Origin of the sequence: Muricoccus vinaceus (genome assembly GCF_042433125.1) — a bacterium.
In the GTDB taxonomy this organism is placed as follows: Bacteria; Pseudomonadota; Alphaproteobacteria; order Acetobacterales; family Acetobacteraceae; genus Roseomonas; species Roseomonas vinacea.
In genome coordinates, this window is the sequence record NZ_JBHLVZ010000060.1 from 71,269 (window position 1) to 86,629 (window position 15,361).

The window sequence follows — 15,361 nt, forward strand, 5'->3', positions numbered from 1 at the left end:
AACTCCCGATAACCACCCTTGACCCGCGGCCCCGCCGCGGCGTTTGGTCCCCCCGCCATGCCCGATACCCCGATGCCCCTGATCCCGACCCTCCCGGCCGGCCTGCTGGACGCCCTGCACGGCGTCCTCGGGTCCCGTGGCGTGGTGACGGACCCGCTGGACCTCGAGCCGCACCTGTCCGACTGGCGCGGCCTCTACCGCGGCGCCTCCCCGGCCCTGCTGCGGCCGGCCTCCACGGAGGAACTCGCGGCCGCAATGCGCCTGCTCTACGAGGCGGGCGTGCCGGTGGTGCCCCAGGGCGGCAACACCTCCATGGTGGGCGGCGCCATGCCGGACGAGAGCGGGCGGCAGGTGATCCTGTCCCTGTCCCGCCTGAACCGCATCCGCGACCTCGACCCGCTGGACATGACCATGGTGGCCGAGGCCGGCGTGGTGCTGAAGACCGCGCAGGACGCCGCCGCCGCGGCGGGCTGCCTGTTTCCCCTTTCGCTCGGCGCCGAGGGCACGGCCACGATCGGCGGCGTGCTCTCCACCAATGCCGGCGGCAACACCACCGTGCGCTACGGCAACGCGCGGGACCTGATGCTGGGGCTGGAGGTGGTGCTGCCCGATGGCGGCGTGATCAGCGGCCTGCGGCGGCTCCGCAAGGACAACACCGGCTATGCGCTGCGCCACCTGATGGTGGGCGCCGAGGGCACGCTGGGCATCGTCACCGCCGCCGTGCTGCGGCTGTTCCCCCGCCCGCGCGCCGAGGCCATCGCCCTTTGCGCCGTGGAAAGCGAGGACGCGGCGCTCGCCCTGTTCCGCCGCTTCCGGGACCGCGACGAAGGGGCCGTCCGCGCCTTCGAGTACATGGCCGGCCAGGGCATGGACCTGGTGCTGCGCCACGTGGAGGGCGCCACCCTGCCGCTGTCCGAGCGCGCGGAGCACTACGTCCTGGTGGACCTGTCCTCCTCCCGCCCCGACGCCGACCTGCGCGGGCTGATGGAGGCGGTGCTGGAGGAGGCGCTGGAGGCCGGGGAGGTGCTGGACGCGGCCCTGGCCGAGAGCGAGGCCCAGCGCGCCGCCATCTGGCGCCTGCGCGAGGAGCACCCGGAGGCGCAGAAGCGGGAAGGGGCCTCGGTGAAGAACGACGTCTCCGTGCCCGTTTCCAGGGTGCCTGAGCTGATCCGGCGGAGCAACGCGGCGCTGAAGGCCCTGATCCCCGGCGCCCGCCCCGTGCCCTTCGGCCACATGGGCGACGGCAACATCCACATGAACCTCGAGCAGCCCGAGGGCATGGACCCCGGCGTCTTCCTGGCGCTGAGCCACGAGATCATGGACTGCGTGAACGCCATCGTCCGCGACCTCGACGGCTCCTTCTCCGCCGAGCACGGGGTGGGGCGCCTCAAGCCCGACATGCTGGCGGAATGGCGGGGGGGCGCGGAGCTGGACGCCATGCGCCGCATCAAGGCGGCGCTGGACCCCAAGGGATTGCTGAATCCGGGCAAGGTTCTTCCCGCGTGAGGGGCGGGCTGCCGCATCCGGGGGCACCGATGGCGGCGCTGCTGGCCGCGCTGTGTCTTTCCGCCTGCGCGACCTCTCCCTCCATGCCATCCCCGCGGCAGCTCGAGCCCGCCCAGCGCCTGCCCGACATCCCCGACGCCTTCCGGGCGGAGCTGCTCGGCGGCCGCTCGCCGGACTGCCGCCTGCGCGGCAACGCCGTTTATCTCGGGCAGGGCCGCTTCCTGACCGCCGCCCATCTCGTGGACGACATGGTGCCGCGCCTGCGGCACTGCTCGGGCATCCAGCTGGAGCCCACGGTCGTGTTCGGCGGCTACAGCCTGCCCGTTCGGCTGCTGCGCGTCGGCGAAGGGCATCTGGAGCCCGGCATCGGCCCGATCTACCGCAAGGGCGAGGATCTGGCGCTGCTGCAGGCCCTGACCGTTCCCGCCGGCCCGGCCGCCGTGCCCTGCCCCTCCGGCCCGCTGCCCGGGCAGGACGTGGTGGTGCGCTCCGCCCAGCGGCGGGCGGTGGCGCGGGCGGGCGGCATGGTGGCCGAGGACCGCGCGGCGGACGGCGCCTATGCCGACCTTCCCATTCACCTGGAGCAGGGCGAATCCGGCGCGGGCGTCTTCGATGCCCAGACCCACTGCCTGCTGGGGGTCGTCAGCCATCGCCCGGACGACACACCCGGCCATTCGCGCATCGTCCCCTCCGCGGCCATCCGCGCCTTCCTGTTCGAGGAGCGCGCGGCAGGGGCCGGCGGCCAGCTCGCCGGCGCCCCGGCGCCCGAGGACGAGGCGGCCCGGGCCGGCGCGCCGCCCGCCGGGGAAGCGGCGGGGGCGGGCGGCACCCGGCCAGCCGCCGGGCGTATGGCCGGCCGGAGCCCTCCGCCCGCCGGTCCCGGCGTGTGACCACCCCCACGCGCCATTTGCCCGGGCCCGCCGGTGCCGGTAGGTTGCGGCCGGCATGAGCAGGGTCACGCGCTATATCTCACGGCAGATCGCCGTCAGCCTGCTGGCCGTCACCATCGGCCTCGCGGCGCTGATCTGGCTCACCCAGTCGCTCCGCTTCATCGAGCTGGTGCTGGACCGCGGCCTGCCCTTCTCCGTCTTCCTGGAGCTGACGGGGCTCTTGCTGCCTTCCTTCTTCGCGGTGATCCTGCCCATCACCACCTTCGTGGTGACGCTCTTCGCCTATGTCCGCCTGTCCACGGACCGGGAGCTGGTGGTGATGCGCGCGGCCGGGCTGTCGGACTGGCGGCTGGCCCGCCCGGCGCTGCTGGTCGCGACGCTGTCCACCGCCATAGGGCTGGTGCTGCAGACCTGGCTGGTGCCGGTCTCCCATGCCGCCTTCCGCGAGTGGCAGTTCGAGATCCGCAACCAGATGGCCGCCATCTTCCTCCAGGAAGGGGTGTTCAGCTCCGTCAGCAACGACCTGACCGTGTATGCCCGCGTGCGCGAGAAGGACGGCACGCTGCGCGGCATCCTGATCCACGACATGCGCGATCCCGGCGCGCCCGTGACCATCCTGGCCGAGCGCGGCGTGATCCTGCCGGGCACCAGCGGGCCGCGCGTGATCCTGCTGAACGGCCAGCGCCAGCAGATCGAGATGTCCGCCCCCCCGCGCTCGCCGCCGGGCACGCCGCCGGTGCCGCACCTGTCCGTGCTGGCCTTCGGGGAGAACAGCGTGGAGCTGGCCCGGACGGGCCGGACCGAGGATGCCCGCAACCGGGATTCGCGCGAGCGCTTCGTGGGCGAACTGCTGAACCCCGACCCGGAGGAAGGCTTGGCCGAGCGCGACATCCGCAAGTTCCGGGCGGAGGGCCACGGGCGCCTCGCCTCTCCGCTCACCGCCTTCTCCTTCGCCATGGTGGGTCTGGCGGCGGCCCTGGCCACGGGCTTTCGCCGCCACGGCGGCGGCATGTCCGCCATCACGGCCATCGCGGCGGTGATCACGCTGCTGGCGCTGGGGCTGGCGGTCGGCAACCTCGCGGCGCGGGACAACCGCTTCATCCCGCTGATCTGGCTGCACGCCATCGGGCCGGCGGTGTTCTCGGCCTGGGTGCTCTCGGGCGCCCCGGGCTGGCCCCGCCGCGCGCCGCCCGTGCCGGCGGACCGGCCTGCCCGCGCGATGCCGGGCCTGGCGCGAGGGGCTGCGGCGGAGTGACGTTCCCCTTCACCTTCGGCCTCTACGTCGCGCGCCGCTTTCTCGTGATGTGCCTGGTCATGCTGGCCGCGCTCACCGGTCTCGTGGTGCTGTTCGACTTCATCGAGCTGCTGCGCCGTGCCGCGACGCGCGAGGTCGGCTTCGCCCTTGTGGCGACCATCGCGGGGCTGCGCGTGCCCTTCGTGGCGCTGCAGGTGCTGCCCTTCGCCATCCTGCTCGGCGGCATCCTGGCCTTCTGGCGCCTCGCCCGCGCCTCGGAGCTGGTGGTGGCGCGCTCGGCCGGCATCTCGGCCTGGGGCTTCCTGATCGGGCCGGTGATCGTGGCGACGCTTCTCGGCGCGGGGGCGACCGCCGGCCTTTCGCCCCTTTCGGCGGCGCTGCTGGGCCGGGCGGAGCGGCTGGATGCGGCGGTGCTGCGCAACGCCGGCGGCACCACCGCCATCGCGGGCGGCCGGCTCTGGCTGCGCCAGGCCGACCGGGAGCTGGACCCGCAGGGGGTGGCCATCCTGTCCGGCCGCGCCGTTGCCCGGCGCGACGGCCGCTTCGGGCTGGAGGAGGTCTCTCTCTGGCGGATCTCGGGCGGGGACCGCTTCCTGTCCCGCGTGGAAGCCCCGACCGCGAGCCTGTCCGGCGGCGCCTGGGTGCTGGAGAACGCGGTCGCCTTCGGCACCGACCGCCAGGCCGCGCCCACCCGGACCTTCCGCTTGGTCACCGAGCTGACGCCCGACCGGATCGAGGACAGCTTCGCCAGTCCGGACACGCTCTCCTTCTGGACGCTGCCCGACTTCATCCAGGTGCTGGAGGATTCCGGATTTTCGGCCGTTCGCCACCGGCTGCAGTTCCATTCCCTGCTCGCCCTGCCCATGCTGGCGGTCGCGATGGCCCTTCTTTCCGCCGGATTCTCGATGCGTGAGGCCCGCAAGGGCGGCGTCGCCCAGATGCTGGGCGCCGGGGTGGCGGCCGGCTTCGCCCTGTTCCTGATCGACCGCGTGACCGGCGAGTTCGGCGAAACCGGCACGCTGCCCGTGGTGCTGGCCGCCTGGGCGCCCGCCGCCGCCGGGCTGATGTGCGCCGTGGCGCTTCTGCTGCACCTGGAGGACGGATGACCGACGTGCTGCTCAGGGAGTGCCCCGGCCCGCCCGTCCCTTGCCCTGCCCTGGTCCGCCTGCCCGCCGCGCCGCGCCGCGCCCGGCTGCTGGGCGGCGTGGCCGTCCTGGCGACGCTGGCCGTGGCCGCCGCCGGCCCGGTGGCCGCCCAGGAGACCGATCCCAGCGCCATCACCGTGCCGGGCGTCGGTGCCGTGCCGGGCGTGGGCATGTTGCGCGGGGCGGCGCCCCCCACCGCGGCGCCGGCCCCCGCGCCATCCATCTCCGCCTCCGGCGCGCTGAGCGGCAACGTCCAGCTCGACCGCAACGCGCCCGTCACCTTCACCGCCAACGAGGTGGAATACGACCAGGGCCAGAACCGCGTGACGGCCACGGGCGGCGTGGAGGCCTGGCAGAACGAGCGCATCCTGCGCGCCGACCGCTTCACCTATGACCGCAACACCGGCATCGCCATCGCCGAGGGCAATGTCCAGATGCTGGAGCCCGACGGCCAGGTGATCTTCGCCGAGCGCGCGGAGCTTCAGGGCGGCATGCGCGAGGCGGTGGTGAACGGGCTGCGCGGCCTGCTGGCGCAGAACGGCCGGCTGGCCGCCAACGGCGCGCTGCGCCGGACCACCGAGAATGGCTCGGTGGTCATGGACCTGTCGCGCGTCGTCTACTCCTCCTGCGACCTGTGCGCCGACGATCCGCAGGCGGCGCCGCTCTGGCAGCTCCGCTCCCGCCTCGCGACCCAGGACGGCGAATCCAAGCGCCTGCGCTTCCGCGACGCCACCGTGGAGTTCGGCGGCGTCCCGGCCTTCTACACGCCCTATCTTTCGATGCCCGACCCCGGGACGCCGCGCGCCTCCGGCTTCCTCAGCCCCTCCTTCGGGCAGACGCGCTATCTCGGCGGCTTCGCGGAGTTCCCCTATTACTGGGCGATCGACGGGCAGAGCGACCTGATCGTCACGCCCATGATCGCGAGCCAGGCGCCACCCAGCCTCTTCGCCAACTACCGCGGACGCTACAACTTCGGCTCCATGACCATCCTGGGCTCGGTGGGCGAACTGACCGGGCGCGAGTCGAGCCGCGAGAAGGGGCTGGGCGGGCATGTCTTCGCCCGCGGCAACTTCACCCTCAACGAGAACTGGCAGGCCGGCTTCAACATCAACCGCGCCACCAGCGAAACCTATCTGCGCGCCTACCGCCAGCCCGGAACGGGGGTGCTGACCAGCACGGTCTATGCCGAGGGCTTCTGGGGCTACAACGCCTATGCCCGCATCAACGCCTTCGCCTTCCAGAGCCTGCGCGCCCAGGACATCACCGCGCGCATCCCCTATGTGCTGCCCAACCTCTACTACGAGCAGGTGCTCAACCGGGATCAGCTGGGCGGCACGCTGACCGCCGACGCCACCGCCTTCAACATCTACCGCGACGAGGGCACCAAGACGCGGCGCGCCGGCACCCGGCTGAGCTACGAGCTGCCGCGCTACGACAGCTTCGGCTCCCAGTGGACCTTCCGCGCCCAGGCCGACGCGCTGGGCTACAACGCCAACGACCTCGACCTCGCGCCCAACTTCGTGGTCGGGCGCGAGGACACCAACACGGCCACCGGCAACATCCGCGCGGCGCTGGACTGGCGCCTGCCCCTGGTGCGCTCGGCGGGCAGCCTCGGGCGGCAGCTGATCGAGCCCCGGGTCCAGCTCGTCACCGGGCCCAACACGGGGCGGCAGACCAAGATCCCGAACGAGGACAGCCTCGACTTCGAATTCACCGACGCGAACCTGTTCTCCCTCAACCGCTTCAACGGGCGCGACCGCCAGGAAGGCGGAAGCCGTGTGGACGCCGCCCTGCGCGCGGCCTGGTACTTCCCCAGCGGCGGCTCGCTCGAGGGGTTGGTCGGGCGTTCCTTCCGCGCCTCGGACGAGGCGATCTTCCAGGACCGCTCCGGCCTCGAGAAGCGGGCCTCCGACTGGGTCGGCCGCGTCACCCTCGCGCCAACGCCCTGGCTCGACCTCACCGCCCGCACGCGCCTCGACGGCGACACGCTGGACCGTCGCATGATCGACGGCACGGCCGGCATCGGGCTGGCGCCCGTGGGGCTGGACAGCACGCGCCTGACCTTTGGCTACCTCTACGAGCTGCCCTCGCCCCTGCGCCTGCCCCAGCGCTACATCCGCGAGGTTTACGCCGGGGCCAGCACCCGCATCGGCAGCCGCTGGCGCGCCGGCGCCTTCGGCCGCTACGACCTGGAGCTGGAGCGCGGCGTCTCCTACGGCGCCAGCGCCGCCTACGAGGACGAGTGCTTCGTCTTCGAGGGCCGCTTCTACCGGTCCATGGCCGAGAACCCCCTGACCGCCCGGACCTACCCGAGCGGCACCACCCTGCTGCTCCGCATCTCGCTCAAGACCGTGGGCGAGTTCGGTCTGCGCGCCCTTTAGCCCCGGCCGTCAGGGCGGCACCGCGGAGCGCCACCCGGGCGCGGCCCGCCGGGCCGCTTCGAAAGGGATCGCTTCAAACTGCCGCCCGCATGGTCTAGGAACCCCGGCATGCGACGCCCTCACCGCCTCCGCCCGGCCCTGCCGGCCCTGCTCGGTTTCCTGCTCGGCGCCGTCCCGGCGCTGACCGGCAACGGGCAGGCCCTCGCGCAGCCCGCGACCCGACAGCCCCGGCCGGCTCCGGCGGCCGCGCCGGCGTCCGAGTTCAGCAACCGCATCCTGGCCATCGTGAACGGCGACGTGATCACCGAGTCGGAGGTGCAGTCCCGCGCCAGGCTCTTCGCCCTGAACATCGGCCTGCAGCCGGGGGGCGACCTGTTGACCCGCATCCGCCCGCAGATCATGCGCCAGCTGATCGAGGAACGCCTGCGCCTGCAGGAAATCCAGCGGCGCCGCATCCCCGTGGGCGACGACGAGGTGGCGGCGGCGATCGGCGACATCGAGAAGCGCAACGGCCTGCCCGACGGGGGGCTGCGCGCCCAGCTTCGCGGAGCGGGCGTCGAGCCCCGCGTGCTGTACGACCAGCTTCGTGCCCAGATCGGGTGGTCGCGCTTCATCCGCGCCCTGCTCGGCCCGAGTGCCGAGCCCTCCGAGTCCGCGATCAAGGAGGCCGTCGCCGCGCAGGAGGCGCGTGCCGGGCAGCCCGAATACCTGCTGTCCGAGATCTTCGTGCCGGTGGAGGACCCTTCCTCGGCGGCCGAGACCAAGCGCTTCGTGGACGACGTGATCGGCCGCCTGCGCCAGGGCCTGCCCTTTCCTATCGCCGCCACCCAGTTCAGCCAGAGCCAGACGGCCCTGCAAGGCGGTGACCTCGGCTGGGTGAGCACGGAGGGGCTCGACCCCGCCGTCGCCGCCATCGTGCAGCGCATGCCGCCCGGGGCCATTTCCAACGCCATCGAGGTGCCCGGCGGCTTCCAGGTGGTGGCGCTGCGCCAGAAGCGGGAAACCGGACGCGAGAACGCCACCATGGTCACGATCCGCCAGGCTTTCCTGCCCTTTTCCTCCCCCCTCGACCCGCAGAACCCGACCGACCAGCAGAAGGCGCAGCTCGCACGCGCCCAGGGCATCCGCGGCGGCTGCGACGCGGTGGAGGCCGCGGCCCGTGCCGCCAACTCCCCCCGCCCCTCCGATCCCGGCGGCGCGCTGCGGCTGGAAACGCTGAGCCCGCCGCCGCTGCGCCAGCTCGTGGCGGGGCTGACGCCCGGGCGCCCGAGCCAGCCCATCATCACGCCCGAGGGCATCCTGGTGATCGCCGTCTGCTCGCGCGAAACCCGCAACCTCGCCCAGTTCACGCCCGAGCAGGCCAAGCAGCAGATCCTGCGCGACCGGGCGGAAAACCTGTCCCGCCAGCAGATCCGCGACCTCCGCCGCCGCGCGACGATCGAGATGCGTGGCTGAGCTTCCCAGCCTTTCCCAGACGGTCGCGCGCCACGGGCTGGCCGCGCGCAAGTCGCTTGGCCAGCACTTCCTGCTGGACGAGGCGCTGTGCGCGCGGATCGCGCGGGTGGCCGGCGACCTCGCCGGGCGGCACGTGCTGGAGGTCGGGCCCGGCCCCGGCGGGCTGACCCGCGCGCTCCTGGCCGCTGGCGCCGATCACGTCCATGCCGTGGAACTGGACAGCCGTGCCGTGGCGGCCCTCGCCGAGCTGTCGGAGGCTCATCCCGGCCGGCTGACGGTCACCGAGGCCGACGCGCTGCGGATCGACCCCGTGGCGATGATGCCCGCGCCCCGGCGCATCATCGCGAACCTGCCCTACAACGTGGGATCGCCGCTCCTGATCGGCTGGCTGGCGCGCGCCGGCGAATTCGAGAGCATGACCCTCATGTTCCAGCAGGAGGTGGCCGAGCGCATCGTCGCCGCGCCGGATGCCGAGGGATACGGCCGCATGGCGGTCGCGGCCCAGTGGCGCTGCCGGGCGCATCTGGTGCTGCGCCTGCCGCCGGGTGCCTTCTCGCCCCCGCCCAAGGTCTGGTCGGCGGTGGTGCACCTCGTGCCGCATGCCACGCAGCCCGACCCCGTGCTGGCCCGCGCGATGGAGCGCGTGACGGCTGCCGCCTTCGGTCAGCGGCGCAAGATGCTCAGGGGATCGCTGAAGTCGCTCGGCGATGCCGAGGGGCTGCTGGGTGCCGCGGGCATCGAGCCGACACGGCGGGCCGAGACGCTGACGGTGGCGGAGTTCGAGACGCTGGCGCGGGGGCTTCTCGCGCGGGGAGGGTAGGGGGCGCCCGCCTCAGGCCGCCACCCGCTCGAACCGCGCGGCGAAGGCCTCGCGCGCCTCATGGCTCATGTGCAGCCCGCGCTTCGTGCGACGCCACAGCACGTCCTCCGGCGCCACCACCCATTCGCGGGCGCGCATCCATTCCAGCTCCCGCGCCGTGATGCCGCCGCCGAGGTCGCCGCCCATCGCCTCGATGGAGGTGGCGCCGTCGATCACCCGCTCCAGCTCGCTTCCATGGGTGCGGATCAGGCGGTCCAGCAAGGGGCGCTCCAGCCAGGGATGGGCCGACGCCATGCTCTCGGTGAAGGCCGCGCGCGACATGCCCCCGAAGTCGCCGCCCGGCAGCACCGCGCGCGCGGTCCAGTCCGTGCCCTGGCGGCCCAGCGCGCGCCCGATCTGCCGCGCCGCGTCCTCGGCCAGGCGGCGATAGGTCGTGATCTTGCCGCCGAGCACGGACAGCAGCGGGGCCCCCTTGGTGTCCATCGCCAGCGTGTAGTCGCGCGTGACGGAGGAGGGATTGTCGGAGCCGTCGTCGTGCAGGGGCCGCACGCCGGAATAGGTCCAGGCGATCTGGCTGGGGGAGACGGGGTTGCGGAACTGGCGGGACACCGCCTCGCAGAGATAGGCGGCTTCCTCCGGCGTGCAGTGCGGCTTGCCCTGCGCGGGGTCGTGCGGCACGTCCGTGGTGCCGATCAGCGAGTAATCCTGCTCGTACGGAATGACGAAGACCACGCGGCGATCGTCGTTCTGCAGGATATAGGCCTGGTCGCCCCGGTAGAGCGCGGGCACCACGATGTGGCTGCCGCGCACGAGCCGCACGCGCCCCTCCAGCGCCGTGCCCGTCGCATTCTGCGCGCCCATCACCCAGGGGCCGGCGGCATTGGCGATGGCGCGGGCCCGCACGGCGCGCTCCTGCCCGTCCGGGCCGCGGATGGTGGCGGTCCAGGCCTCGGCGCCGCGCTCGGCGCGAAGGAACTCCGTGCGGGGCAGGATGGTGGCGCCGCGGTTGGCGGCGTCCCGCGCGTTCAGCAGGACGAGGCGGCTGTCCTCCACCCAGCAGTCCGAATAGGCGAAGCCGCGGGCGAATTGCGGCTGGCGAAGCGGCTCGCCCTGCGGCAGCCGGTCGAGGTCCAGCGCCTCGCTCCCCGGCAGCGACTTGCGGCTGGCGAGGTGGTCATACAGGAACAGCCCCGCGCGGATCATCCAGCGCGGCCGCATCTCCGGCCGGTGCGGCAGCACGAAGCGCATGGGCCAGACGATGTGCGGCGCGATGGACAGCATCACCTCGCGCTCGGCCAGCGCCTCCCGCACCAGGCGGAACTCGTAGGTCTCGAGGTAGCGGATGCCGCCATGGATGAGCTTGGAGGAGGAGGAGGAGGTCGCCTCCGCGATGTCGCCGCGCTCCACCAGCATGACGGAGAAGCCGCGCCCCACCGCGTCGCGCGCGATGCCGACGCCGTTCACGCCGCCGCCGATGACGAGAAGATCGACGCTGTCCGGCCGATTCAAGGAAGTGTTCATCAGAGAAGCCTTGCCCGCACGCGGGTCACCACGATCTCGGCGACCAGCACGACCGCCAGGATGGCCAGCAGGATGGTCGCCACCTGGTCCCACTGGAAGAAGTTGATCGCGTCCTCCAGCACCACCCCGATGCCGCCCGCGCCGACGAGGCCCAGCACGGCGCTCTCGCGCACGTTGATGTCCCACCGGAACAGGGCGACGCCCCAGAAGGCCGGGCGGATCTGCGGCCAGACGGCCTTCAGCATTTCCGCCCCCCAGGGGGCGCCGGCGGCGCGCAGCGCCTCGCGCGGGCCGGGGTTCATCTCCTCCAGCGCCTCGGCCAGCAGCTTGCCGACGAAGCCGATGGAGCGGAACGCGATGGCGAAGACGCCCGCCGCCGCGCCGGGCCCGAAAACCGCGACGAAGATCAGCGCCCAGACGAGCGAGTTCACGGAGCGCGACGCCACCAGCCCCACCTGCGCCAGCGCGTTCAGAGCGGGCACGCGGCAGATGTTGCGGGCCGCCATGAGCGCCAGCGGAATGGCCATGGCGAAGCCGATCACCGTGCCCAGCGTCGCGATGTGCAGCGTCTCGACCAGCGCGGCATGGACGGTGCGCGGGTAGTAGGCGAGGTCGGGCGGCCACATCCGCACCAGGAGGTCCGCCATCTGCTCGGGTGCGTCGGCCAGGAACTCCGGGATGATGTCGATCGTGCGCACCGCCCAGACCACGGCGGCGACCACGGCCAGGAACATTGCCCAGCGCACAAGCCGCTCGGCCGGCGTGTGGCGGATCCACTCGCGCCGCAGGGGTGCCAGCGTGTCGCCGGTTGCGGCGCTCATTGCGTCGCCGCCCTTGGCGGCGCTCATTGCGTTGCCGCCCTTGGCGGCGCTCATTGCATTGCCGCCCGGATGCGGCCCGACACCAGCTCGGCGAGCAGGATGAGGCCGATGATGGTGATCAGGATGGCCGAGACGAAGTCGTAATCGAACCGCTTGAAGGCCGCGAAAAGCGTGCCGCCGATGCCGCCCGCCCCCACCACGCCAACCAGCGTGGAGTTCCGCAGGTTGCTGTCGAGCTGATAGAGCCCGAAGCCCACGAAGCGCGACGCCACCTGCGGCAGCACGCCGTAGAGCAGCACCGCCATGCCCGAGGCGCCGGTGGAGCGCACGGCCTCCACCTGCTTCATGGAGATCTCCTCCACGGCCTCGGCGAACAGCTTCGCCACGAAGCCCACGGAGGCCACGATCAGCGCGGCCACCCCGGCCAGCGCCCCGAAGCCGAGCGCCTTCACGAACAGGATGGCCACGATCACGTAGTGCAGGCTGCGGCACACCGCGATGAAGGCCCGCACCGGCCCCGAGACCCACCAGGGCGACAGGTTGCGCGCCGCCATCAGCCCGAGCGGGAGCGAGAGGATGATGCCGCCCACCGTCGCCAGCACCGCGATCTGGATGCTCTCGATCATGCCCTCCAGCAGCAGCTCCCAGCGCTCGAAGTTCGGCGGGAACATGCGCGCCAGGAACCGCCCGCCCTCGCCCAGTCCGGTGATGAAGCGGCCGAGGCCCAGGTCGAGCTGGGTGGAGGCGTAGATCAGGTAGGCGATCAGCAGCAGGCCGAGCACCCGCATCCCCCATTCCGGCGCGAAGGGCGTGCGGCGCGGGGCGGGAAGGGTGGCGTCGCTCACAGCCAGTCCTCGCCGCCGTAGATCCGGCGCAGGTGGTCGTCCTGCAAGGCCTCGGGCGGGCCGTCGAAGATGATGGCGCCCTCGTGCATGCCGACGATGCGCTTCGCGTAGCGCTTGGCCAGCGCCACGTTGTGGATGTTGATGATCACCGGCACGCCCTCCGCCGCGGCCAGCTTGGTCAGCATCTCCAGCACCTCCACGGAGGTGCGGGGATCGAGCGAGGAGGTCGGCTCGTCCGCCAGCAGCAGGTCGGGCCGCTGCATCAGGGCGCGGGCGATCCCAACCCGCTGCCGCTGCCCGCCCGAGAGCGCGTCGGCCCGCCGCGTCGCGTGCTCGGGCAGCCCCACGGCGTCGAGCAGCGCGAAGGCGCGGGCGATGTCCTGCTCCGGGTACTTCCGCAGCCAGGCCCGCCAGAGCGGCACATAGCCCAGCCGCCCGCAGAGCACGTTCTCCATGACCGAGAGGCGCTCCACGAGGTTGTACTCCTGGAACACCATCCCGATCCGCCGCCGGGCGAGGCGCAGCCCCCGCCCCCGCAGCTTCGCGATGTCGATGGAGCCCCCGGCACCCGTCAGCCGGATCTCGCCCTTGGTTGGCTCGACCAGCCGGTTGATGCAGCGGAGCAGCGTGGACTTGCCGGTGCCGGAGGGGCCGATGATGGCCGTGATCCCCTCCGCCCCGATGGACAGGTCCAGGTTCCGCAGCACGGGCTTGTCGCGCACGTACTCCTTGGTGAGCCCGCGGATGTCGAGGGCGGCACTCATGGCTGGCGCGGCGCCGCCTGCGGGGTGGCGTGCGGCGTCGCCCCCTGGGTCTGGGGTGCGTTGCGCGCGGCGTTGCGCCGTGCCTCCGCCTCAAGCTCCCGGCGGCTCTCCTCGTCGAAGGCCGCGCGGCTGTAGGGCGCGTTCACCGCATCGGCCACCGCGCGCACGGGGGCCCACTGCTCGGCATAGGTCGCGGGCCAGAAGCGGTCATTGCCGCCGAGGTCGCGCGCCATCGATTCCGGGAAGCGGTATTCGAGGAAGCACTGGCGGATCTTCGCCTGCAGCTCCGGCCGCAGGTCATGCGCCATCGCGAAGGAGGAGGTGGGAAAGGGGTCGCTCTGCCAGATCACCCGGAAGTTCTCGCCCTTCACCTGCCCGCGCGCGACCATGCGCGAATAGACGTCCGACGCCACCGGCGCCGCGTCGTAGTCGCCCGCGTTCACGCCCATCACGCTGCGGTCGTGCCCGCCGGAATAAAGGACGCGGTAATCGGCTTCCGGGTTCAGCCCCAGGCCCGGGAAGAAGGCGCGCGGCGCCAGGTTGCCCGAGTTGGAGGTGGCCGAGGTATGCGCCACCCGCTTGCCCTTGAGGTCGGCCAGCGTGCGATAGGGGCTGTCGGCGCGCACCAGCATCAGCACGCGGTAGCTCTCGAACCCGTCCGGCCCGCCCTTCACCGCGAAGGGCACGGCGCCCGCGAGGTTCACGGCGAAGGCGGTCGGCCCCGTGGAGAAGCCCGCGATGTGCAGCCGGCCGGACCGCATGGCCTCGACCTGCGCCGCGTTGCTCGTCACCTGGAAATACACCGTGCGCTTGCCCGTGCAGCGCGTCAGGTGGTCGATCAGCGGCCGGAACTGGCTGGCGTAGAGGGCGGGGTCCTCCACCGGCGTATAGGCGAAGACGAGCGTGGAGGGATCGCGCTGGCGGGCGGCATCGGGCGTGTCCGCGACCATGTCGCGGTTCTCGTCGCAATAGCCCTCGTCCAGCGTGCCACGGAAGCAGCCGGCCGCCGGAGCCGGAGCCGGTGCCTGGGCCATGGCCGGCAGCGCCATCAGGGCGAGCAGCCCCGCCGGCAGGGTGGCGAGAAGGGTCTTTCTCATGCTGCGTTCTCCTCCGTCATTGTTTGGCGCGCGGCCAGAAGGGCCTCCGCGAATTCGGCAAAGCCGCGCCCGCCCGGGGCGCGCGTGACATAGGCGGGAGCCGCCGCGATCCTGTCCAGGTAGGGGACCACGTTGGCCACGCCGACGGAAAAGGGAATGGCGCCGAACAGGGGGGCGTCGTTCGGGCTGTCGCCCAGGAACGCCGCCTGCCCGATCACCGAGGCGAGGGGGGCGAAGCGCGCGGCGAACAACGCCTCGATGCCCGAGCGCTTGTCCCAGCTTCCAAACCAGGCGTTCACATGGATGGAGGACACCTTGGCCTGCGCGCCCCCCGCCTCGAAGACGGCGGCGATGCGGGCTGCATCCTCCAGGCCCAGCGGACCGGCATCCTCGGCGAAGTCCACGGCGGCATCGAAGAGGCGGAAGGGCTGGTCGGCCGAGAGCGCGCTGCCCGGCACGGCCGCGATGGCGGCATCGGCCAGCGCCATGAGCCGGCCGTGGCTGGCCAGCCGCGCGGCCTCGTCCTGCGCGTGCCACCGGATCATCCGGCGGGCCCTGCGGTCCTCGGCATACCAAAGGGCGCCGTTCTCCCCCACCACGGCGGCGACGGGCCATTGCCGGGCGATGGCGTCGCACCAGCCGGCCGGGCGCCCGGTGACGGGGATCACGGAAAGGCCGGCCGCGGACAGCGCCTCCATGGCCGAATAGGCCAGGGCGGGCAGGCGTCCTTCCTCCGTCAGGGTGTCGTCGATGTCGGTCAGCACGAAGCGGAGCGCGGCCAGGTGCGCGGGCGGCGCGGCGGAGAGCGCGGCCGGCTGGGGCGTGGTCGTTCCTGCTGGCGCCGGCATGTTCTCTCCCATT

13 protein-coding genes are annotated in these 15,361 nt (G+C 72.7%); 7 read left to right on the top strand and 6 right to left on the bottom strand.

Annotated features, from left to right (window positions below; all coding sequences use genetic code 11):
- Nucleotides 1-57: 57 nt before the first annotated feature.
- The 7 genes from ACFFIC_RS17695 (at nt 58) to rsmA (ending at nt 9,452) form a co-directional block, all read left to right on the top strand.
- Nucleotides 58-1,506, top strand: a complete 1,449-nt coding sequence (locus tag ACFFIC_RS17695; RefSeq protein WP_377052728.1) for an FAD-binding oxidoreductase — start codon at nt 58-60, stop codon at nt 1,504-1,506.
- On the top strand, nt 1,503-2,396 hold the full coding sequence (locus ACFFIC_RS17700; RefSeq protein WP_377052730.1) for a trypsin-like peptidase domain-containing protein: 894 nt from the start codon (nt 1,503-1,505) through the stop codon (nt 2,394-2,396). Before ACFFIC_RS17695 ends, ACFFIC_RS17700 begins: the two co-directional genes overlap by 4 nt.
- Nucleotides 2,397-2,451: 55 nt before the next feature.
- A complete protein-coding gene (gene lptF / locus ACFFIC_RS17705; protein WP_377052732.1) occupies nt 2,452-3,651 on the top strand; it encodes an LPS export ABC transporter permease LptF in 1,200 nt (399 codons plus the stop codon).
- Entirely contained in the window at nt 3,648-4,757 is a 1,110-nt protein-coding gene (gene lptG, locus ACFFIC_RS17710) for an LPS export ABC transporter permease LptG (RefSeq protein ID WP_377052734.1), read from the top strand. Before lptF ends, lptG begins: the two co-directional genes overlap by 4 nt.
- Entirely contained in the window at nt 4,754-7,177 is a 2,424-nt protein-coding gene (locus ACFFIC_RS17715) for an LPS-assembly protein LptD (RefSeq protein ID WP_377052736.1), read from the top strand. The genes lptG and ACFFIC_RS17715 overlap by 4 nt, the downstream gene beginning before the upstream one ends.
- A 108-nt stretch (nt 7,178-7,285) precedes the next feature.
- Nucleotides 7,286-8,632, top strand: a complete 1,347-nt coding sequence (locus ACFFIC_RS17720) for a peptidylprolyl isomerase (protein WP_377052738.1) — start codon at nt 7,286-7,288, stop codon at nt 8,630-8,632.
- The gene (rsmA, locus tag ACFFIC_RS17725; RefSeq protein ID WP_377052740.1) at nt 8,625-9,452 is read left to right on the top strand and encodes a 16S rRNA (adenine(1518)-N(6)/adenine(1519)-N(6))-dimethyltransferase RsmA; all 828 of its coding nucleotides are present in this window, start codon (nt 8,625-8,627) and stop codon (nt 9,450-9,452) included. The genes ACFFIC_RS17720 and rsmA overlap by 8 nt, the downstream gene beginning before the upstream one ends.
- Before the next feature lie 12 nt (nt 9,453-9,464).
- On the opposite strand, the gene glpD is transcribed toward rsmA, so the two are convergent.
- The 6 genes from glpD to ACFFIC_RS17755 are packed head-to-tail and all read right to left on the bottom strand — an operon-like array spanning nt 9,465 to nt 15,348.
- Nucleotides 9,465-10,973 (bottom strand): glycerol-3-phosphate dehydrogenase, encoded by a 1,509-nt coding sequence (glpD, locus tag ACFFIC_RS17730; protein WP_377052742.1) that lies wholly within the window; start codon nt 10,971-10,973, stop codon nt 9,465-9,467.
- Nucleotides 10,973-11,848, bottom strand: coding sequence for a phosphonate ABC transporter, permease protein PhnE (phnE, locus tag ACFFIC_RS17735; RefSeq protein WP_377052744.1), 876 nt, complete (start codon nt 11,846-11,848; stop codon nt 10,973-10,975). Before phnE (ACFFIC_RS17735) ends, glpD begins: the two co-directional genes overlap by 1 nt.
- Complete coding sequence (phnE, locus tag ACFFIC_RS17740) at nt 11,845-12,639, bottom strand: phosphonate ABC transporter, permease protein PhnE (RefSeq protein ID WP_377052746.1); 795 nt, start codon at nt 12,637-12,639, stop codon at nt 11,845-11,847. Before phnE (ACFFIC_RS17740) ends, phnE (ACFFIC_RS17735) begins: the two co-directional genes overlap by 4 nt.
- Nucleotides 12,636-13,403, bottom strand: coding sequence for a phosphonate ABC transporter ATP-binding protein (phnC, locus tag ACFFIC_RS17745; RefSeq protein WP_377052748.1), 768 nt, complete (start codon nt 13,401-13,403; stop codon nt 12,636-12,638). Before phnC ends, phnE (ACFFIC_RS17740) begins: the two co-directional genes overlap by 4 nt.
- The gene (phnD, locus tag ACFFIC_RS17750) at nt 13,400-14,500 is read right to left on the bottom strand and encodes a phosphate/phosphite/phosphonate ABC transporter substrate-binding protein (protein ID WP_377052750.1); all 1,101 of its coding nucleotides are present in this window, start codon (nt 14,498-14,500) and stop codon (nt 13,400-13,402) included. Before phnD ends, phnC begins: the two co-directional genes overlap by 4 nt.
- The gene (locus ACFFIC_RS17755; RefSeq protein WP_377052752.1) at nt 14,497-15,348 is read right to left on the bottom strand and encodes an HAD-IIB family hydrolase; all 852 of its coding nucleotides are present in this window, start codon (nt 15,346-15,348) and stop codon (nt 14,497-14,499) included. Before ACFFIC_RS17755 ends, phnD begins: the two co-directional genes overlap by 4 nt.
- Nucleotides 15,349-15,361: the final 13 nt, after the last annotated feature.